This window comes from Bradyrhizobium sp. WSM4872 (genome assembly GCF_055811715.1).
On the sequence record NZ_JBVVPT010000012.1, the window covers coordinates 71,458 to 91,334 of the forward strand.

At 64.8% G+C, this 19,877-nt stretch carries 18 protein-coding genes and 2 pseudogenes; 12 read left to right on the plus strand and 8 right to left on the minus strand.

The window, feature by feature from the left end; all coding sequences use genetic code 11:
• Positions 1-7 precede the first annotated feature (7 nt).
• Both AC0L3C_RS18325 and AC0L3C_RS18330 read left to right on the plus strand, forming a co-directional pair.
• Positions 8-303: pseudogene (locus AC0L3C_RS18325) on the plus strand (DUF1330 domain-containing protein).
• 56 nt (positions 304-359) lie between these two features.
• Complete coding sequence (locus tag AC0L3C_RS18330) at positions 360-1,688, plus strand: chloride channel protein (protein ID WP_473408618.1); 1,329 nt, start codon at positions 360-362, stop codon at positions 1,686-1,688.
• A 3-nt stretch (positions 1,689-1,691) separates the two neighbouring features.
• On the opposite strand, the gene AC0L3C_RS18335 is transcribed toward AC0L3C_RS18330, so the two are convergent.
• Positions 1,692-2,705 carry a zinc-binding alcohol dehydrogenase family protein gene (locus AC0L3C_RS18335; protein WP_473263977.1) on the minus strand — a complete coding sequence of 338 codons (1,014 nt, stop codon included), beginning with the start codon at positions 2,703-2,705 and terminating at the stop codon, positions 1,692-1,694.
• An 81-nt stretch (positions 2,706-2,786) separates the two neighbouring features.
• Complete coding sequence (locus AC0L3C_RS18340) at positions 2,787-4,400, minus strand: OprO/OprP family phosphate-selective porin (RefSeq protein ID WP_473263976.1); 1,614 nt, start codon at positions 4,398-4,400, stop codon at positions 2,787-2,789.
• Between the two features lie 311 nt (positions 4,401-4,711).
• Between AC0L3C_RS18340 and AC0L3C_RS18345 the strand changes: the two genes are divergently transcribed.
• Genes AC0L3C_RS18345 through AC0L3C_RS18355 form a run of 3 tightly spaced genes read left to right on the plus strand, consistent with a single transcriptional unit; the run spans position 4,712 to position 8,717 of the window.
• On the plus strand, positions 4,712-6,118 hold the full coding sequence (locus tag AC0L3C_RS18345) for a DegQ family serine endoprotease (protein ID WP_473263973.1): 1,407 nt from the start codon (positions 4,712-4,714) through the stop codon (positions 6,116-6,118).
• The gene (locus AC0L3C_RS18350; protein WP_473263971.1) at positions 6,115-7,446 is read left to right on the plus strand and encodes a replication-associated recombination protein A; all 1,332 of its coding nucleotides are present in this window, start codon (positions 6,115-6,117) and stop codon (positions 7,444-7,446) included. The genes AC0L3C_RS18345 and AC0L3C_RS18350 overlap by 4 nt, the downstream gene beginning before the upstream one ends.
• A gap of 56 nt (positions 7,447-7,502) precedes the next feature.
• Entirely contained in the window at positions 7,503-8,717 is a 1,215-nt protein-coding gene (locus AC0L3C_RS18355) for an RluA family pseudouridine synthase (protein WP_473408619.1), read from the plus strand.
• A gap of 71 nt (positions 8,718-8,788) precedes the next feature.
• On the opposite strand, the gene AC0L3C_RS18360 is transcribed toward AC0L3C_RS18355, so the two are convergent.
• The 3 genes from AC0L3C_RS18360 to AC0L3C_RS18370 all read right to left on the minus strand — a co-directional run bounded on the left by AC0L3C_RS18360 (position 8,789) and on the right by AC0L3C_RS18370 (position 10,968).
• Positions 8,789-9,037 carry a hypothetical protein gene (locus tag AC0L3C_RS18360; protein WP_473408620.1) on the minus strand — a complete coding sequence of 83 codons (249 nt, stop codon included), beginning with the start codon at positions 9,035-9,037 and terminating at the stop codon, positions 8,789-8,791.
• A gap of 458 nt (positions 9,038-9,495) precedes the next feature.
• Complete coding sequence (locus AC0L3C_RS18365; protein ID WP_473408621.1) at positions 9,496-10,146, minus strand: hypothetical protein; 651 nt, start codon at positions 10,144-10,146, stop codon at positions 9,496-9,498.
• Between the two features lie 375 nt (positions 10,147-10,521).
• Positions 10,522-10,968: a hypothetical protein gene (locus AC0L3C_RS18370; protein WP_473263964.1), complete on the minus strand. Its 447-nt coding sequence runs from the start codon at positions 10,966-10,968 to the stop codon at positions 10,522-10,524.
• 74 nt (positions 10,969-11,042) lie between these two features.
• Between AC0L3C_RS18370 and AC0L3C_RS18375 the strand changes: the two genes are divergently transcribed.
• From AC0L3C_RS18375 to AC0L3C_RS18395, 5 genes and pseudogenes are all read left to right on the plus strand, one after another.
• On the plus strand, positions 11,043-11,837 hold the full coding sequence (locus tag AC0L3C_RS18375) for an ATP12 family chaperone protein (protein WP_473408622.1): 795 nt from the start codon (positions 11,043-11,045) through the stop codon (positions 11,835-11,837).
• A 56-nt stretch (positions 11,838-11,893) separates the two neighbouring features.
• On the plus strand, positions 11,894-13,492 hold the full coding sequence (gene fliK / locus AC0L3C_RS18380) for a flagellar hook-length control protein FliK (RefSeq protein ID WP_473408623.1): 1,599 nt from the start codon (positions 11,894-11,896) through the stop codon (positions 13,490-13,492).
• Positions 13,489-13,749, plus strand: a complete 261-nt coding sequence (locus AC0L3C_RS18385) for an EscU/YscU/HrcU family type III secretion system export apparatus switch protein (protein ID WP_007603059.1) — start codon at positions 13,489-13,491, stop codon at positions 13,747-13,749. Before fliK ends, AC0L3C_RS18385 begins: the two co-directional genes overlap by 4 nt.
• 68 nt (positions 13,750-13,817) lie before the next feature.
• Positions 13,818-14,635, plus strand: a pseudogene (locus tag AC0L3C_RS18390) (penicillin-binding transpeptidase domain-containing protein).
• Between the two features lie 63 nt (positions 14,636-14,698).
• Complete coding sequence (locus AC0L3C_RS18395) at positions 14,699-15,355, plus strand: carboxymuconolactone decarboxylase family protein (protein WP_473408624.1); 657 nt, start codon at positions 14,699-14,701, stop codon at positions 15,353-15,355.
• Positions 15,356-15,499: 144 nt separating this feature from the next.
• Here the strand turns inward: AC0L3C_RS18395 and AC0L3C_RS18400 are convergent, their stop codons facing one another.
• The 3 genes from AC0L3C_RS18400 to AC0L3C_RS18410 all read right to left on the minus strand — a co-directional run bounded on the left by AC0L3C_RS18400 (position 15,500) and on the right by AC0L3C_RS18410 (position 17,724).
• A complete protein-coding gene (locus AC0L3C_RS18400) occupies positions 15,500-16,495 on the minus strand; it encodes a dienelactone hydrolase family protein (protein ID WP_473408625.1) in 996 nt (331 codons plus the stop codon).
• A gap of 79 nt (positions 16,496-16,574) precedes the next feature.
• The gene (locus AC0L3C_RS18405) at positions 16,575-17,168 is read right to left on the minus strand and encodes a hypothetical protein (RefSeq protein WP_473408626.1); all 594 of its coding nucleotides are present in this window, start codon (positions 17,166-17,168) and stop codon (positions 16,575-16,577) included.
• Between the two features lie 151 nt (positions 17,169-17,319).
• Positions 17,320-17,724, minus strand: coding sequence for a DUF4260 domain-containing protein (locus tag AC0L3C_RS18410; protein ID WP_473263953.1), 405 nt, complete (start codon positions 17,722-17,724; stop codon positions 17,320-17,322).
• Between the two features lie 148 nt (positions 17,725-17,872).
• Between AC0L3C_RS18410 and AC0L3C_RS18415 the strand changes: the two genes are divergently transcribed.
• The gene (locus AC0L3C_RS18415; protein ID WP_007603066.1) at positions 17,873-19,405 is read left to right on the plus strand and encodes an acyl-CoA carboxylase subunit beta; all 1,533 of its coding nucleotides are present in this window, start codon (positions 17,873-17,875) and stop codon (positions 19,403-19,405) included.
• 119 nt (positions 19,406-19,524) lie between these two features.
• Entirely contained in the window at positions 19,525-19,872 is a 348-nt protein-coding gene (locus tag AC0L3C_RS18420; protein ID WP_473408672.1) for a hypothetical protein, read from the plus strand.
• The last annotated feature ends 5 nt before the right edge of the window (positions 19,873-19,877 follow it).

Below are 19,877 nucleotides of genomic sequence, written 5' to 3' on the forward strand. Positions count from 1 at the left end.
TCAGCTCATGCCGGCCTATGTGATCTCGGAGGTCGAGGCGCGCGATCAGGCCGCAATGGAGCCTATCGCACGCTGGCTGCTGCAACCATCGCGCAATATGGCGGCCGCTATCTCGTCCGCGGCGGCGCCACCGAGGTGGTGGAGGGCGGCCCGCCGCCTAAGACCATGATCATCGTGGAGTTTCCATCGATGAAACGCGCGCGCGAATGGTACGCCTCGCCGGAATACGCCGAAGCGCTGAAGCTGCGGCAGACGGCGCTGGAGCGACGGTTGATGTTCGTCGAGGGCGCGGTTCCAGTCTAGCTGGTCTGCTCGCTTGCCTCTTCAATTCGCGGCGGGACCGGCTAAACCTCGGCTTCATGCTCTGGCCCCTGTCGACCCGCCACAAACGCCTGTTCAGGCTGACATCCGCGCGATGGCAGCGGCGGGCGATCTTCGTGCTCGGTGGGATCGGGGTGGGCGCCGCGGCGGTGGTGCTGGCCCAGCTCGCCGATCTGGCCCAGCACGCCTTCGCGCTGGTGTTGGCCAAGTCGCGCTACGCCGTGCTGGCGGTGACACCTCTCGGCTTCATGCTTTCGGCCTATCTGACCACCCGGCTGTTCCCGAACGCACAGGGCAGCGGCATTCCCCAGGCGATCGCTGCGCGGCATCTGACCGACCAGGCGGCGCGCGAGAGGCTGGTCTCGATCCGGATCGCGATCGGAAAGGTGATCCTCACCTTGTTCGGCCTGCTATGCGGTGGCTCCGTCGGCCGGGAAGGACCGAGCGTTCAAGTCGGCGCTTCCATCATGTTCGCGCTCGGACGCGTCTCGCCCCGCCGCCAGCCCGGATTGATCCTGGCCGGCGCGGCCGCCGGCGTCGCGGCCGCCTTCAACACGCCGCTGGCGGGGATCGTCTTCGGCATCGAGGAGATGAGCCGTGCTTTCGAGACACGTACCAGCAGTCTCATCATCGCAGCGGTGATCGCGGCCGGTCTGACCTCGCTCGCGCTGATGGGCAATTACGCCTATTTCGGCAGCAGTGCGATGTCGCTAGCCCCTGGTGCCGACTGGCTGGCGGTTCCGGTGTGTGGCGTGGTTGGTGGCGTGGCCGGCGGCGTCTTCAGCCGTATCGTCATCGTGATGGCGCGCGGCTTCGCCCATCCGTTAGGGCGTTCGGTCAAGCGCCACCCGTTGTGGTTTGCGCTCGTGTGCGGCTTCGCAGTCGCGATCTGCGGCATCGTCTCCGGCGATACGATCTATGGCACAGGCTACCAGCAGGTAAAGACGGCCCTGGAGCAGGGCGCACCGCTGCCGCAGGACTTCGGCATCCTCAAGCTTCTCGCCACCACCTTCGCGGCAATCAGTGGCATACCCGGCGGAATCTTTTCGCCGTCACTCGCCGTTGGGGCCGGCCTCGGCAGCAATATCGCGTCCTTCTTCCACGACGCTCCGCTCGGTGCGATCATGTTGCTCGGCATGGTCTCGTATTTTGCCGGTGTGGTGCAGGCGCCGATCACCGCTTTCGTCATCGTGACCGAGATGACCGACAACCACGCCATGGTGGTGCCGTTGATGGCCGCCGCCCTGATTGCACATGCCACATCGCGGATGATCTGCGAGGAGGGGATCTACCACGCGCTCGCCAAGGGCTTTATCGAGCGGGCGACGCGTCCGCCTGAGACGAATGCGGCGCCCGCTTCGAGCTAAGACCTACCACCCCTCCAGCACGATCTTGCCGCGCGACTTGCCGCTCTCGAGCAGCGCGTGGGCCCGCTTGAGATTGGCCGCGTTGATCGTGCCGAAGGTCTGGTCGAGCGTCGTGCGCAGCACGCCCTTGTCGATGAGGTCGGCGACGTCATTGAGCAGATGATGCTGCGCGATCATGTCGGCGGTCTGGAACGAGGAGCGCGTGAACATCGATTCCCAATGCACCGAAATTGCCTTGCCCTTGAACGCGCTCACAGTGAATTCCGGGGGATCGTCGATCAGGCCGAACCTGCCCTGCGGCGCCATGAAGTCGGCGATGCTCTTGTAGTGCTGGTCGGTGAAGGTGAGGCTCGCCACCAGCGCGACCGGCGGCAGCATGAGCTTCTCGATCTGCTCCTTCATCGGTTGGCCGTGGTCGATCACCGCATGCGCGCCGAGATCGAGGCACCATTTTTGCGATTCCGGCCGCGTCGCGGTCGCGACCACCGTGAGGCCGGTGAGGCGGCGGGCGAGCTGGATCAGGATCGAGCCGACGCCGCCGGCGCCGCCGGTGATCAAGAGCGTGCGCGGATCGACACTCTTGCCGGGCACCGCACCGAGCCGATCGAACAACAGCTCCCAGGCGGTGATGGAGGTGAGGGGAAGGGCGGCGGCCTGCGCGAACGACAGGCTCTTCGGCTTGTTGCCGACGATACGCTCGTCGACAAGGTGGAATTCGGAATTGGTACCCTGGCGCAGGATCGAGCCGGCGTAAAATACCTCATCGCCCGGCTTGAACAGCGAGACGTCAGGCCCCACGGCATCGACCACGCCTGCCGCGTCATAGCCCAGAATCTTGGTCTCGCCCTCGGGCGGGGCGGCGCGCTTGCGCACCTTGTAGTCGACCGGATTGGCCGAGATCGCCTTTACGGCGACGCGGATATCACGGCCCTTGGGTTCGGGCTTGGCGGTCTCGAAATCGAACAGCGCGTCCTGATCCTCGATCGGAAGCGATTTCTTGTAGCCGACGGCCTTCATGGCTTGTCTCCTTCGAAAGTGTTGCAGGTGCTGGGTCCCGGGTTCGCGTTTTTTGCGCGCCCCCGGGACGACAGGCGAGACCTAGAACGCGAACTGCGTCCGCATCGCGACCGCATCGAACTTCGAGCCGACATCGGCGGTCGAGATCGGCGAGGCCTGCCTTGACACCGTGCCATGCAGATAGTCCAGCATGAAACGGACGTTGCCGTTGACGTACCAGTTCAGCGCCGCCGTGTAGACGGTCTGCCGGCCGCCCGCGATGCCGGTGGCGGTCCCGAGCTGATCGTTGAGGTCGATCGTGGAGAAGCGTCCCGCGACTTCCCACGCGCCCCAGCCGCCGCCCTCGAGCGAGAACGGGTGCGCCGGCTTGACGCCGCCATAGGCCGCATTCGCCGCATTATAGCTGCGACCCTCGCCCGTCAGCACGTAGCCGGCCTGCGCGTAGCCGCCCTGGAATTTGAGGCTCGGCGCACCCAGCGGCGGCAGGCCGGTGTTGGCGCTGCGATCGATGTTGTACCAGAAATACTCGCCTTGCAGGATCAGTGGTCCATAAGTGGCGGCCGCTTCGACGCTGTAGACCTGCGCGCCGGAGGCATTGGCGATTGCGCCGGTCGTGGCGAGCGCCGTGGGATCGATGCGCAGTTCCGGACGATCGTTAAGCGTCACCGTCTGCGCACCCGTCACCATGTTGCGCGACGGCTGGATCAGCCATTCGGCATTGCCGCCGAGATGGACTGAGTAGTCTTTGCCGCTGACGACCTGGCCGGCAACGCGGGCGACGGCGCCATACTGCTCGGAGGCACCGTTCGGTGCTGCGCTCGACGCCGAATGGATCGCGCCGGTCGAGGGCCCCGTGACGTAGCCGCCGATCCAGAGCTGGTCGTTGTACCAGCGCGTGCCGACAGCCGAGCGGAAGTCGCCCGCGGCGATGCTGGTCGCGATGATGCCGGCCGAGGCGCGCTCCATGAACATGATGTCGTTGGAGCTCGTGGCTTCATCGAGAGTGTAGGGCAGGTCCATGATGCCGCCTTCGATGGCCATCTTGCCGCCGAACGGTTTCAGGCCGGTATAGCTGAGATAGGCGTTCTCGATGCCGGAGACGCCGCCGCCGGGCAGCGAACCCGGAGCTGCGCCGCCAAACCCGTCGGAGGAGCCGCCGAAGTCGTAGACCAGCGCGAAATTCCAGTCGTTGAAGAACTTGCCGGCGAGACCGATGCGCGCGCGGCGGACGTTCTCGCCGCTATCGAGTTTCTGCGGCACGGTTGCGGCCGTGTTGGGCCGATAGTCGTAGCCGCCGGCGTCCCAATGCACGCGACCTGTGATCCCGACGCAGTTTGCCCCATCGGCAGTGCAGATGGTCGGCCGATTGTTCGGCATCGTCACGAGGACGCCGGAGGCAGGCGCCGGTCCCTTGAGCGGGATCGCCGCGTTGGCGTTGGCGACGACGGCCTTCGCTTCGGACCGCGCCTCAGCTTTCGCATCCGCCTTGGCTTCGGTCCTGGCCTTTGCTGCAGCGGCAGTGTTCGCCGCGGTCTGGCTCTGGAGCTTGTCGAGCTTCTGCTCCAGCATCTTCAACTGCTGCTTCAGGAGCGCGATCTCCTGGTCGCTGCTGCTCGCCGATTGAGCCTGGGCCTGCGAGGCTGCCAGCGCGGCGGCGAGACCAATCGCTGTGGCTGCAATTCTTGTCCTGCTCACGTCATGACTCCATCGGTTGACGAACTTCCCAAGTCGCTGGCGGAGAGCCTAGGTACGATCGATGACTGCTCCGCGACGCTGCGCCCGGTTGCGCGGTTCCCACTGGTGTAAATTCGCCGCAACCGAATCCGCCTAGCACCACCATGCAAGATGACGCACATCATGCCAATCGGCAGCCCCGGCAAATTGCAATTTCGCACGCAGAGCTTGCAGGCGGGACACACCAAAAAGGGGGTCGAATATCGCGCCGGGCGCCCTTCTATTGGCGGGCGAACGCGCCTATATTCCGGCGTCTTTTCCAAGAGGTAGGAATGTTTCGATCGACCTGGAGCGCCGTCGTCACGGCACTGTGCATAGCCTTTTCGGCCAATTTCAATCCGGCCGCCGCGCAGGACCGCCGAGTGCCGTCCTCGCCCGCCGAACTGCGGCTGTCCTATGCGCCGATCGTGCAGCGGGTGCAGCCGGCGGTCGTCAACGTCTATGCCGCCAAGGTGGTGCAGAATCGCAACCCGCTGCTCGACGACCCGATCTTCCGCCGCTTCTTCGGCGTGCCCGGCCAGCAACAGGAACAGGTGCAGCGCTCGCTTGGTTCGGGCGTGATCGTCGATGCGTCGGGACTCGTTGTCACCAACGTCCACGTCATCGAAGGCGCCGACCAGGTCAAGGTGTCGCTGTCGGACAAGCGTGAGTTCGAGGCCGAGATCGTGCTGAAGGACTCTCGCAGCGATCTCGCGGTGCTGCGCCTGAAGGACACCAAGGAGAAGTTTCCGGCTCTCGAATTCACCAATTCAGACGAGCTGATGGTCGGCGACGTCGTGATGGCGATCGGCAATCCCTTCGGCGTCGGCCAGACCGTGACTCACGGCATCATCTCGGCCTTGGCGCGCACGCAGGTCGGTATCACCGACTACCAGTTTTTCATCCAGACCGACGCGGCGATTAATCCTGGCAATTCCGGCGGCGCGTTGGTCGACATGAACGGCAGGCTCGCGGGCATCAACACCGCGATCTATTCGCGCTCCGGCGGCTCGCAGGGCATCGGCTTCGCGATCCCCGCCAACATGGTGCGCGTCGTCGTCGCCTCCGCGAAGGGCGGCGGCAAGGCGGTGAAGCGACCCTGGCTCGGGGCGAAATTGCAGGCGGTGACGCCGGAGATCGCCGAGAGTCTCGGCCTGCGTTCGCCGACCGGTGCGCTGGTCGCAAGCGTCGTTCCGAACGGACCGGCGGCCAAGGCCGGGCTGAAATCCTCCGACCTGATCGTCTCGATCGACGGCCAGACCGTGGATGATCCAAACGCCTTCGACTATCGCTTCGCCACACGGCCGCTCGGCGGCACGGCGCAGATCGACGTGCAGCGCGGCGGCAAGCCGGTCAAGTTGACGGTGGCGCTGGACGCCGCGCCCGATGCCGGCCGCAACGAGCTCGTCATCACCGCGCGCTCGCCTCTCCAGGGCGCGAAGGTCTCGACCATCACCCCGGCGCTCGCCGACGAGCTGCATCTGGACGCCGACACCGAAGGCGTCGTGGTCACCGATCTCGGCGGCGACAGCGCGGCCGCGAATGTCGGCTTCCAGAAGGGCGATGTCATCCTGGCCGTCAACAACCAGAAGATCAGCAAGACCAGCGATCTCGAAAAGGCGGCGGCCGAGCGCCAGCGCATCTGGCGCATCACGCTGGTGCGTGGCGGCCAGCAGATCAACGTCACGCTGGGCGGATGAGTCCGAAGCGACCACAGGAGACGCCAACTCTCTTCGCCGCGGCGGGGCTCGATCACGAGGCTCCGCATCCGCTGCCGGATCGGCTGCGGCCGCGCGCGCTTTCGGAGGTCGTCGGCCAGGATCACATCCTGGGTCCCGACGGCGCGCTGACGCGCATGCTGGAGACGCGCACGCTGGGCTCGCTGGTGTTCTGGGGCCCGCCCGGCACTGGCAAGACCACGGTCGCGAGGCTGCTCGCGGACGCCACCGATTTGCATTTCGAGCAGATCTCCGCGGTGTTCTCCGGCGTCGCCGATTTGAAGAAGGCCTTTGAGGCCGCGCGCGCACGCCGCGAGATGGGCAAGGGCACGCTGCTGTTCGTCGACGAGGTGCATCGCTTCAACCGCGCCCAGCAGGATTCGTTTCTGCCCGTCATGGAAGACGGCACGGTGGTGATGGTCGGCGCCACCACCGAAAATCCGTCCTTCGAGCTCAACGCGGCGCTTCTGTCCCGGGCGCGCGTGCTGGTGTTTCGCTCGCTCGACGCGGCCGCGATCGAAAAGCTGTTTGCGCATGCCGAGGAGATCGAGGGCCGCAAGCTGCCGCTCGACGAGGAAGCGCGCGCCGTGCTGGTGCGCATGGCCGATGGCGACGGCCGCGCGTCGCTGACGCTCGTCGAGGAAGTCTGGCGCGCCGCGCGCAAGGACGAGATTTTCGACGCCGCGCAGTTGCAGGAGATTTTGCAGCGCCGCGCGCCCATCTACGACAAGTCGGCCGACGGCCATTACAATTTGATCTCGGCGCTGCATAAGTCGGTGCGGGGCTCCGATCCCGATGCCGCGCTGTATTATCTCGCGCGCATGTTGGACGCCGGCGAGGATCCGCTGTTCCTGGCGCGCCGTGTCGTGCGCATGGCGGTCGAGGATATCGGGCTTGCCGATCCGCAGGCGCTGGTCATCGCCAACGCAGCCAAGGACGCTTTCGACTTCCTCGGTCACCCCGAGGGCGAGCTCGCGATCGCGCAGGCGGTGGTCTATCTCGCCACCGCGCCGAAATCGAATGCCGTCTACACCGCCTTCGGCAAGGCGATGCAGGTCGCAAAGCAGGCCGGCTCGCTGCTGCCGCCGAAACATATCCTCAACTCGCCGACCAAGCTGATGAAGTCGGAAGGCTACGGCGCATCTTACGAATACGACCACGACACGCCCGACGCCTTCTCCGGCCAGGATTACTTCCCGGAAGCCCTGGGCCGCCAGACCTTCTACGACCCGCCGGACCGCGGGTTCGAGCGGGAGATCAGGAAGCGGCTGGATTATTGGGCCAAGTTGCGCAAGGAGCGGGGTGGCTGAAGCCAAAATCGCCATTTCGCCGTGACGCGAGGCCGCTTTTGAGCTAGGCAGGCACCATGAGCCGCCGCATCAAAAGAACCGATCCAAAGCCCCGTTCGCGCGATGAGCGCAAGGAGGCGCGCCCGTTCAAGGCGCGCAGCGCGAAGCCTGCTGGGCTGCGGCCGGGCGGCAAGCCGGGCGCGAAGGCGCCGCGCTTTGCCAGCGAGCGCGTCGAGCGGCGCGCGCCCAAAGCCGAACCGGAAAAGGCTGCACCGGCAAAGCCCGTCGAGGCATTGCTGCCGACCAAAGTGCAGACCGTCAAGGTGACGGCCGACGAGAACAACATGCGCGTCGATCGCTTCCTTGAAGCGCACTTTCCCGGCCTGTCGTTCTCCCACATTCAGCGCGTCGTTCGCAAAGGCGAACTGCGCGTCGACGGCAAGCGCGTCGACAGCAAGGACCGGCTGGAGGAGGGCCAGAGCGTCCGCATTCCGCCGCTGAAGCTCGACACGCCGAAGGCACCCAACCCGCAGTCGGAGGCGGCGCAAAAGACACTTGCGGCGCTGAAGGAGATGACGATTTACGAGGACGACGACGTTCTCGTGCTGAACAAGCCGGCCGGACTTGCCGTGCAGGGCGGCTCGGGCATGACGCGACACATCGACCAGATGCTCGAGGTGATGCGCGACTCCAAGGGCCAGAAGCCGCGCCTCGTGCACCGCATCGACAGGGAGACGTCGGGCTGTCTCCTGATCGCCAAGACCCGCTTTGCCGCCTCGCATCTGACCGGCGCCTTTCGTTCGCGGTCGGCGCGAAAAACCTATTGGGCGCTGGTACCGGGGCTACCGAAACCGAAGCAGGGCCGCATCTCGACATTCCTTGCCAAGGAGGAGAGCGAAGACGACACCATCATGCGCATCGCCCAGCATGGCGACGAGGGCGCAAGCCACGCGGTCACGTACTATGCGGTGGTCGAGACCGCCGGCAACAAGCTGACCTGGGTGTCGCTGAAGCCGGTGACGGGGCGCACCCACCAGCTGCGCGCCCACATGGAACATATCGGCCACCCCATCGTCGGCGATCCCAAATATTTCAATATCGAGAACTGGCAACTGCCGGGCGGCCTGCAAAACCGGCTGCACCTGCTGGCGCGCCGCATCGTCATCCCGCATCCCCGCGGCGGCTTCATTGATGCCACCGCGCCGCTGCCGCAGCACATGCAGCAGTCATGGAACCTGCTCGGGCTCGATGCGAGCCGGTTTGATCCGATCGAGAACGCGCCGGAAGAGTAATCAAGTATGGCGCGCAAGTTGGCTGGCTACGTTCATTCGTACCGCCTTGCGAAACCGGTCAGACGCCACTGCTACGGTTGCGGCTCCGAAATTCGTACGAGGTAGCCCAAGAACAGGAAAAGCAGCCCGTCTCGCGCCAGATCGCCATGAGCAAAGCTTAGCATTGCCACGAAAAGGAAACCCATGAAGGCAAATCTGGCCTCGGCTCGTTCCAGGCGAGCGGTCATGGCAAGCGCTCCAAGCGCTATAAATCCAAGCAGCACGCCAGCCAGCCATCCGAACTCAATGACAACCTGGGCAAGGCTGAGGTGGGTTTCCATGCCTAGGCACGTCATCTGGGTGAAGCTCGAAAGGCCGTGACCAAAGATCCCCGCGCGAGGTATCGCGCTGGCTACGTCGCTGATGAGCTTCTTTCGTGTCAGGACAGAATTATATTGTTTTAGGTCGCCGCACGCCGCTGTGCCGGCCTCACCTCGAGGACCGGCCTCAGCCTGAGGACCGGCCTCACCCCGAGGACCGACCTGAACCTGAGGACCAACCTCACCCCGAGGACCGACCTCACTCCGAGGACCGAGCTCGCCCGGAGCGCCCACCTCAGCAGGAGCGCCCACCTCAGCAGGAGAGCCCACCTCAGCAGGAGGAGACGCCGATATGGCGACGGCGAGACGCTCGGCGGTAGCGACGCGAGTATAGTACCCGGCGGCCCAGGAGGTCGAAACCACCAAGATTGCGACGAGTGCCTTAGCTCGCGTGCGGCGAGAGATAGCAGCTTCGCAGGCTAACGTGCATAGCAGCGCCACAATGGAAAAACGCAGGAGTGACGCCGCCAAGATGGCAAATACCACGCCGGCAGATATGTAGCCGATAACCAACCATAAGCGATTGAGGTGTGAGGCGACGAGACCAGCCAGCAGAAGAGCAAAGCAAACGGAATCTGGGCCGGAGCGGCATCAAAAGTGCCGAAGACCAATGGTTTCCCGTGGAGATCGCTCCATTGATCTCGGAGCGCCACTACGATGCACGCCAGGCCAAGGAACCCGACCAGACCGAGCACCGCGAAAAATGGCCGCCCGGTCGTGCCAGACAACCGAGCTGCGGGATAAGCCGCCAGGGCGAGGATAAGTAGGGCTTCCTCCTTCAGAGGCCCTGGGCCGTTGACGACGGTAGAAATGCCAAGCCAAAGCACGAACAGGAGGAAAACGGAATCCCAGATCGTATTCCGGAAGTGGCCCATGGCGACAAGACCGACCAGCGGGCAAATTAGCACCGCGGCGCTTGACCACGATCCGAGCCCGATCCCGTGCAAGAGGATCATGATGGCGCCGGAACACACCAAAATGCCCAACAGAACGGACCTGACGGGCTGCTTATTTCCCGACCATTCCTCTAGCGGCTGCAATAGCCATTTGCTCGATGTCTCCTGGTCCATCCTCTAGCAAATCATCCAAAGCTGACTCGTTCGTGCCCATGACATGGTGGGAGCAACCAAAACTAGCCCGGTCTGACGTCGACTGTGGCGGCCATCAGTGAAACTCACCGGCATTGATCGTCCACCAGTTCTTTTCCAACCTTTAGTGGCTCTCGCGCGCAACGTCTATTGCCTTGGCCAGATCGACGGCCTTGGTCCCGTGACTTTGGCCGTTCCCGCCGACGGAACGGGAGGCGCTTGGCCGGGATCTCGGCGGAAGAAGTCTCTTCTTGTGTGTTACCTGCCGGGACATGCTGACGCAACCTGCCGCACCTCAAAGACGCTCCATCGAAGCAACTGAGCAGCCGACGAAGCGGCAGATCGGATAGACCTACCTCAATTCCGAAACTGCTCGAGAAACATCCGCAAGCTGTCGTGCGGGCTCTCGACATCCGTGATCAGCCAGCCCTCCGGGCCGTTCACCAGGATGAAGTTCAGCCTGAGCGGCCGGCCGCGGTTGTCGAAATTCGCCGCGACATAGGTCTTGTCGTATTGCCTGCGAACGACCGCGATCGCGACCGGGCCGAGCTTCCAGCTCGGGCTCTGCACCAGGAAATCGTAGGGCTCGACTCGCGGCGCGGACCACACCTTGCGCAAGGAGGGGTCGAAGAATTGCCGGGCGGTGGCGGCATCCCGCGGCAGGCCTTTTGAGAGCTCCGGCGCGCCCTGGCCGTAATGAGCGTAGACATTGCGGACCACCGATTCCGGAGTCCGAAATCCGGCCTGCGCCGCGGCCGGCCAAAACCCGGCGAACAGAGCCACAATGCCCGCAAGTTCCCTCATACCTGCCGCTCGCTTTATCGGTCGCCGCTCTTACCTTACAAGCCTAGCATTGAGTGATCAGGGCCGAAAACCAGATGCGCGAATTGTTCGATGAAGTTGCGGGGCGATCCCCGCTCGATCCGCAAGAGGCGGTCCGCCAGGCCTTGCGCGTGCCGTTGCGCAAGCGTTTCTATAAGGAGGTTCGGGTAACCGAGGCCGAGGGCGGCTTCGCCATCACCCTCGATGGCAAGCCGGTCCGAACGCCCTCTGGCCGCCAGGTGGTGATCCCCTCGCGCGCGCTAGCCCACGCAGTGGCCGCGGAATGGGCGGATCAGAAAGAGACGATCAATCCGTTGACCATGCCGCTGACGCGGATCGCCAACAGCGTGGTCGAGGGCGTCGTCGACCGCGTCGATCTCGTCACGGACGACCTTGCAAAATATCTTCAGTCCGATCTGCTGTTCTATCGCGCCGGCCATCCCGAGGGACTTGTCGCCCGGGAGGCCGCGCATTGGGATCCCGTGCTGTTCTGGGCCGCGGAGACGCTGGGCGCGCATTTCATCCTGTCCGAAGGCGTCATGCATGTGACGCAGCCGGAGGAGGCGCTCCAGGCCGCGCGTGCGGCGCTGCCGGGAGATGCCTGGTCGATCGCCGCCCTCCACGTGATCACCACCCTGACCGGCTCGGCGCTGCTGGCGCTGGCACTGGCCCATGGCGTGCGCGACGCCAATCAGGTCTGGGCGGCGGCTTATGTCGACGAGGACTGGAATGCCGAGAAATGGGGCGTGGACGACGAAGCGGCCGGCCGCCGCGCCGCCCGCCTGCGGGATTTCGAGGCTGCCGTGGCGGTTTTGACCGCGGTGAGGCCGCCTGGGGTCGGAGGTCCTTAACGAGAGGTTTACGAGGCGGCCTTAGGGTAGGACCTGCGCTTCCCGGGCCCCTCGCGATGCCAACGCCGATAAGTTCGATCGTTCCCGTCAGTGCCGCCAGCCCTGTTGCTGACGCGGCGACGCCCGATCTTGTGCTGCAGGCCGGCAGCGTGGTCGACGCAAGAGTCGTCAGCGTGCTCGCCGATAATCTGGTGCGGATCGCGATCGCCAACCTCTCGATGGATGTGATGTCCGAGGTGGCGCTGACACCGGGACAAAATCTCCAGCTTGCGGTGTCGCAAAACGGCGGCACCATCCGGCTCGCCGTCATGGGCGGGGCAGGCGAGGCGACCGCCGATCAGGTCACGCTGACGCCGGCTGCGGCCTCCCTGGTGGACAGCCCGCCGATTGCGCCGTCAGCGGGCGCGGCCCGCAACACCCTGACCCCGTCCGAACAAGCTGCTGTCACGACGGCCTCGGCCGAGGCGGTCACAAAGCAGGGCAGCCAGGCGCCGCTGTTCGCCAATCTGGCCGCGGTCGTCACCGGCAGCGATCTTCCAGTGGGGCTGAAGCAGGCGATGCTGGGCGTGCTGGCGCAGCAGACGCCGCTCAACACCGGGCTCGACGGCGGCGACATCGAATCCGCGTTCCAGAAGTCCGGGCTGCTCCTCGAGGCCTCGCTCGCCGCAGGCGTGACTCCGTCCTCCGGAACGATGCCGGATTTGAAAGCCGCGCTGCTGGTGCTGCGCCAGACGCTGACGACGCTCGAGGCGACCGCGCCACAGGCGCAAGGTGCCGCCCTTCCAGCTGGTACCGTGGCGACACCGCAGCTTGCTGCCGCGCAGACGCAGGCCGCATTGCCCACAACCGAACCCGAGATCGCCCAACCACCGCAAATGCCGCACAGTGTCAATCTCGCGGCCTCTGTGTTGGCGGACATCGCTGGCAGTGCTCCGCAGCCCGCGGTGCCGCGGGCCATGACCGCAGGCCTTGCCGCGAGCCTCCTGCAAGAGCTCACGCAAAACCTGCCGCGCATGACGGGTAATTTGCCGGGCTCGAACAAAGCCGTGCCCGACGGACATTTTTTCGAAGCCGCCGCGCGCGCGACGCCACCACCGGTTCGCGGAGCGTTGCCGTCGCCGCAATACATCGCCTCGCCGTCACTCGTACCAGATACGCCGCTCGCTGCGACCGTGCATCGCCTGCTCGACGACACCGATGCCGCGATCGCGCGCCAGACCTTGCTGCAGGTTGCTTCGCTCCCCGATCGCACCGACGCCAGCGGTCACAGGATTGATCCGACCGTGCCGCACTGGAATTTCGAGATTCCGTTCGCTACGCCGCAGGGGACGGCAATGGCGCAGTTCGAGATCTCGCGCGACGGCGGCAATGAATCCGCCGACCCCGCCAGGCGCGCCTGGCGCGCGCGGTTCACACTCAACGTCGAGCCGGCCGGACCCGTGCACGCTTTGATCATGCTCAACGGTGACAAGACCTTCGTGCGGATGTGGGCGGAGCGGCCGACGACCGCACAGCAGCTTCGCGCCGGAATCGGTGAGCTCAACCAGGCCCTGACCAGAGCCGAGCTCAAGCCCGGCGACATCCTGGTCCGCGATGGCACCCCGCCACAGCCCACTCCGGCCCGCGCTGGCCACTTCCTGGATCGCGCCACATGAGCGACCCGTCGAAGCTTGCGATTGCGCTTCATTACGAGAAGGGCAGCAACGCGCCCGTCGTCGTCGCCAAGGGCAAGGGCACGATCGGCGAAAAAATCGTCGAGATCGCGAAGGCCAACGACATTCCGATCGAGGAGAACGAGATCCTGGCCGGCGCGCTCTCCAAGGTCGAACTCGGCGAGGAGATCCCGCCCGACCTCTACAAGGCCGTCGCCGAAGTGCTGGTGTTCGTGCTGCGGCTGTCGGGGAGGCGGTAGCTGTCATCGTTTCACCACGAAAGCGGTTGCATGGTCGGGCCTTCTTCATCGCGTAAACGGACACGCCAGTGCTCACCCGCCGTTCCACCCTCGGCCTTCTCGCTGCAGCTGCGCTTTGCCATCGCGCGGATTCGCCCATGTCGCGCCGCCGCGGAACGAGATTCGTGACAGCCTCGCAAAGCGCTTCACCGACCTCGGCACGGCCGGGACGTTCGTCGGCTACAAGGTCGAGGATTATCTGATCGTTGCGAGCGACAAGGAACGTTCGGGCGAGGCGAAGCTGCCGGCTTCGACCTTCAAGATACCGAACTCGCTTATCGCGCTCGAAACTGGCGTCGTCGCCGATCCCGACAAGGACGTATTTCCCTGGGATCGCGTGAAGCGTCCGATCGAGGCCTGGAACAAGGATCACACGCTGCGCAGCGCGATTCTCGTGAGCGCGGTGCCGGTCTATCAGGAGATCGCGCGCCGCATCGGGCAAGAGCGTATGCAGAAATATGTCGATCTGTTCGACTATGGCAACCGCGACATCGGCGGCGGCATCGACCAGTTCTGGCTCACCGGCGCCTTGCGCATCGATCCGGTCGAGCAGGTCGATTTCGTCGACCGGCTGCGCCGCCGCGCGCTGCCGATCTCCAAACGCAGCCAGGATCTCGTCGCTGACATCCTGCCGGTGACCAAGGTCGGCGATAGCGTCATTCGCGCCAAGTCCGGGCTGCTTGGCGCCGAGCGCGGCGAGCCGTCGCTTGGCTGGATGGTGGGCTGGGCCGAGAAGGGCGAAGCGCACACCGTGTTCGCGCTCAATATGGACTGCAAGGAGCCGCGTCTGGTCGGCGAGCGCATGCCGCTGACGCAAGCCTGCCTTGCCGAGATCGGCGCGATCTAGCGCACCCGCGCGGGCGCCGCTCGACTAGCATCCTCCGGGTCAAGAAAAAACCGGGAGGACAACATGAACTCAACGCCGCTCTGGCTGTCGTCGCTCACGCTTGCCGCCACGGGCGGCTGGCTCGCCGCCACGATGTTTGTCGGTCCCGCGACCAGCAAGGAGCCGCGCTTTCCGCAGCTCACGATGGACCAACTCGACGCCAAGCAGAAGCCGCTCGGCGAGCAGATCATGAAGGTCTCGAGCGTCGGCATCGGCGGTCCCTACAATCCGATGATCCGCAGCCCGGTGCTCGGCCAGCGCCTGTTCGACCTGTTCCACTATCTGCGCTGGGAAACCGCGGTCCCGACAAAACTCAACGAGTTCGCGATCCTGATCATCGGGCGGCAATGGCGCTCGCAGGTGGAGTGGTACGCCCATGCGCCGCTCGCCGCGAAGGCGGGCCTGTCGCCCGACATCATCGCGGAGCTGAAGGCCAACAAGCGGCCTGCGAAGATGGCCGAGGACGAGGCCGTCGTCTACGACTTCGTCACCGAGCTCACCACGACCAGGAAGGTTTCTGACGAGACCTACGCGCGGGCGAAGAAGGCGTTTAACGATCAGCAGATCGTCGATCTCACCGCGGTCGCCGGCAATTACGTGATGGTCGCGATGCTGCTGGCAATGGCGGAGGAGACCGTGCCGCCGGACAAGCAGGAGCCGTTCAAGGCGGGCGAGCCGTAGGGAAGGTTCGTTGTGGCTATCCTTCGAGACGCCCGCTTCGCGGGCTCCTCAGGGATGAGGTCTTGTTGTGCGGCAAGAAGTCAGACCCTCATGGTGAGGAGCCCGCAAAGCCGGCGTCTCGAACCATGCAGGCCGAGCTGCTTCTCAGCTCAGCTTGAACAGCGCCTGCAAAAATCCCTCCACGGCCTTGCGCGACTCGGCGGCTGTCGCTGGATTGCCGCCGACATGCGGATTGAGCTCGACGCAGGAATCCTGGTAGGTGAACGGCGCTTTCGTATCGGCATTCATCAGCACGCCGCCATCGCCTTCCTTGATCTGGCAATTGCGCACGGTCTGCGCACCCGTGGACACGGCAACCGTCTTGAGGCCGAGCAGCCCACTGTCGAAGCCGTGCGCACTGTCGGGATATTCGGTCAGCACCACGTCGCGGCCGCCCGTCTTGAGCCGCTCGACGAAGGCCTTGCAGCTCTTGACGGGATTGTAGTCGTCGGGGGTGCCGTGGAAGATGCGGATCGGGCGCGCGGCGACGTCCGTGTCGTTCTGATAGGTCGTCGAGCAATCCGGATAGAACGGAATGTAGGCGGCGAACTGGATGCCGGACTTGTTCCAGAGCTTGTGGAAGCGGTTGAGGCTCGCATAGAGCGTCGCTTGTCCGCCGCGTGAAAAGCCCATCAGCACGATGCGATCTGGATCGACGCGGGGATGTTTTGCGAGGATCTCCAGCGAGCGATAGATGTCGATGACGAGGTTGAGCCGGCCGAGCAGGGCCTGGTTCGGCCCCACCACCGTCAGCCCGCGGCCGGTAAAGCCGTCGATCACGAAGGTCGAGATGCCCATGGCGTTGAACGCGTGCACCCAGGCTTCGGTGGTGGCGCCGACGCCGCTCGAGCCGTGCATCAGCACCACGACGGGGAGTTTTCCGCCGCCTTGCGCCACGCGGAGTTCTCCGGCGACCGTCACCGGCTTTCCGGCCGCGGCGTCGCCGCTGAGGAATTGCTGGTCGGAGAGGGTGAGCGAGGGGATCGGGTAGATCTCGGCGCGGGTGGCGACTTCCCTGGGAAGCGATTGCGCGTTGGCGTAAATGCCGACGAACAGCGTTGAAATGCAGAGCGCCATGGCGACGCGGAATGCCGTCGGCATCGGATCCTCCCCCGTGATTTTCAGTGAGTAGAACAACAGGCCTGCGCGCTGTCAAATTGACGCAAACCGGCGGCTCGCCTCAGGCGGGATCGGCCTTCTTCACGGTCAGCGCCTGGTCGATGGCAAAACCGCCAATCTCGCTCATCGCCTGCGAGATGACGTCGCCCTTGCGCGCAAAGCCGGCGGAGAGGAAATCGAACTGGGTGCGCGCCAGCCGCAGCACCTCGATCGGCACGGAGATGGCGGTCTCGTTGAGGCTGTCGACCGAGGCGTGCAGCGTTTCCAGCTCGCTTGTGAGCTGGCCGATATGGCTCTCGGCGTGCTGCATCAAGCCGAGCAGCTTGCCGCGCTCGGCATCGAACGCCGCGCGCTCGGCCGCCGCGGCCGCGGTGACCTCGGCAAGCTGGCTGCGGAGCCCGTCGATTTGCTTGACCATGGCGTCGGACGCCATCTCACCGGCCTCGCGCAGCTCGCTGTTGCGCGTGTTCTCTTCGTGCTCCCGGTGATAGAGGCGTTCCGCCGACATCGCCCGCTGCGTCAGCGACTCGATCAGCGCGGCCGCGCGCAGCAGCATCTCGCCGTTCCGCCCCGACACCATGCTGGCCATGCGCCGCAGGAAGTCGGTGGTTTCGGACGACGAGTTCGGCGGCAGGGGAACGACCGTCGCGGACATGGGGTGATGCTTGCAGCCGGAAATGATGACCGCCGCCGTACCGACTGAGCCCACGCAACATTCGGCGCCTGATCGCAAGCCTGGAGCAAGCCTGAATCGCCGCGCCCGGTCAACCGGCCGGGCCGCCAAATTTACGGGCAGCGCGCGGCGGTCAGGTATCCTTCTGCCGGCCGATCCGGCCGAGATGGGTGAAGCCGAACCCGGCCGAATATTTCAAGCCATAGCCCAGCGCCCGGTCGATGCCGATATGGGCGAGCCAGATCAAGGCGATGGACAGGGTGAGCGGCGAGGCGAGGCCGAAGCCGAGCGTCAGCAGCGCGACCGGCGCCATGTAGCTGTGGGCGGCGTTGTAGACCATCGCGCCGAGTTTGGCGTCCGACAGGTATGCCAGGAAGCTGAGATCGGGGACGAAGAACAGCAGGGCGAACACCAGCCATGAGCCGTCCCAGGCCCAGTAGAGCATCACCATCCCCACAAACAGGGTCAGGCCCTCCAGCCGCAGCAGGATGTTGACGCCGCCCGTCGCAGCGCCAATCTCCGCCGTTCCTTCGGTCATGCTCGTCTCCCAGGCAAAACTTTGAAATTCCTTGCGCTTTCCCGCTGCGGCAAGGCAGCCCTGCGGGACCGAAAGCCGCTTCCCGGCCCGCAAAATGCCGTGTTAGAACCCCGGCAATCGCATTTAGGCTAAGAACTGGCGGGAGCAAATGAAGAATATCCTGGACGCCCTTGAAGACCGTCGCGCCGGCGCAAAGCTCGGCGGCGGGGAGAAGCGCATCGAGGCGCAGCACGCCCGCGGCAAGCTGACCGCGCGTGAGCGCATCGAGCTCTTGCTCGACAAGGGATCGTTCGAGGAATTCGACATGTTCGTCGAGCACCGCTCCACCGAATTCGGCATGGAGAAGAACAAGGTGCCCGGCGACGGCGTCGTCACCGGCTGGGGCACCGTCAACGGCCGCAAGACCTTTGTATTCGCCAAGGATTTCACCGTGTTCGGCGGCTCGCTGTCCGAGACCCACGCGCTCAAGATCACAAAGCTCCAGGACATGGCGATGAAGGCGCGTGCGCCCATCATAGGCCTCTATGACGCGGGCGGCGCCCGCATCCAGGAGGGGGTCGCTGCGCTCGCCGGCTATTCCTACGTGTTCCGCCGCAACGTGCTCGCCTCCGGCGTGATCCCGCAGATCTCCGTCATCATGGGCCCCTGCGCCGGCGGCGACGTCTATTCGCCTGCGATGACCGACTTCATCTTCATGGTGAAGAACACCAGCTACATGTTCGTCACCGGCCCCGACGTGGTGAAGACTGTCACCAACGAGGTCGTGACGGCGGAAGAACTCGGCGGCGCCTCGGTGCATGCCACGCGCTCCTCGATTGCCGATGGCGCCTTCGAGAACGACGTCGAGACGCTCTTGCAAATGCGGCGCCTGATCGACTTCCTGCCGTCCAACAACACGGACGGCGTGCCGGAATGGCCGAGCTTCGACGACATCGGCCGCGTCGACATGTCGCTCGATACGCTGATCCCCGACAATCCGAACAAGCCCTACGACATGAAGGAGCTGATCCTGAAGGTCGTGGACGAGGGCGACTTCTTCGAGATCGCGGACGCCTTTGCCAAGAACATCGTCACCGGATTCGGTCGCATCGCCGGCCGCACCGTGGGCTTCGTCGCCAACCAGCCGATGGTGCTCGCCGGCGTGCTCGACTCTGACGCCTCACGCAAGGCCGCGCGCTTCGTTCGTTTCTGTGATGCCTTCAACATCCCGATCGTGACCTTCGTCGACGTACCGGGCTTCCTGCCCGGCACCGCGCAGGAATATGGCGGCCTGATCAAGCACGGCGCGAAACTGCTGTTCGCTTATTCGCAATGTACCGTGCCGCTGGTCACCATCATCACCCGCAAGGCCTATGGCGGCGCCTTCGACGTCATGGCCTCCAAGGAGATCGGCGCCGACATGAACTACGCCTGGCCGACCGCCCAGATCGCCGTGATGGGCGCCAAGGGCGCGGTCGAGATCATCTTCCGCGCCGACATCGGCGACCCCGACAAGATCGCCGCGCGCACCAAGGAATACGAAGACCGCTTCCTCTCCCCCTTCATCGCCGCCGAGCGCGGCTACATCGACGACGTCATCATGCCGCACTCGACCCGCAAGCGGATCGCGCGCGCGCTATCGATGCTGAAGGACAAGAAGGTGGAAACGCCGGCGAAGAAGCACGACAATTTGCCGTTGTGAGGACGTGTAGCCCGGATGAGCGTAGCGACATCCGGGTTTTCTATCCAAGTCCCGCATGTCGCTTCGCTCATGCGGGCTACCGATTCTGTTTCTGAGTTGGCATGCTCTATCCGAATCCAATGACCGAAGACGATCCGACCGACGAGATTTCAGACATCGAAGCGCGGATCGAGCGCCTCGCCGAGATCGCTGAGCGGTGCCGAAAGTACATCCTGGCATCCAAGCTCGCGATCGGTGGCGGTGCTGCGCTGTTGCTGATCACGATCCTCGGTTTATTCGGGATGGGTCAGACCGCTGCGCTCGGATCGATCGCTCTGATGCTCGGCGGCATCGTCTCGCTTGGCTCGAACGTCAGCACGTTGCGGCAGACGGAGAGCGCGATCGGCGATGCGGAGGCGCTTCGGTCTCAATTGATCAGCCGCATCGACCTTCGCGTGGTCGCCGATACGCCGATGAAGCTAGTGTAGCGCGC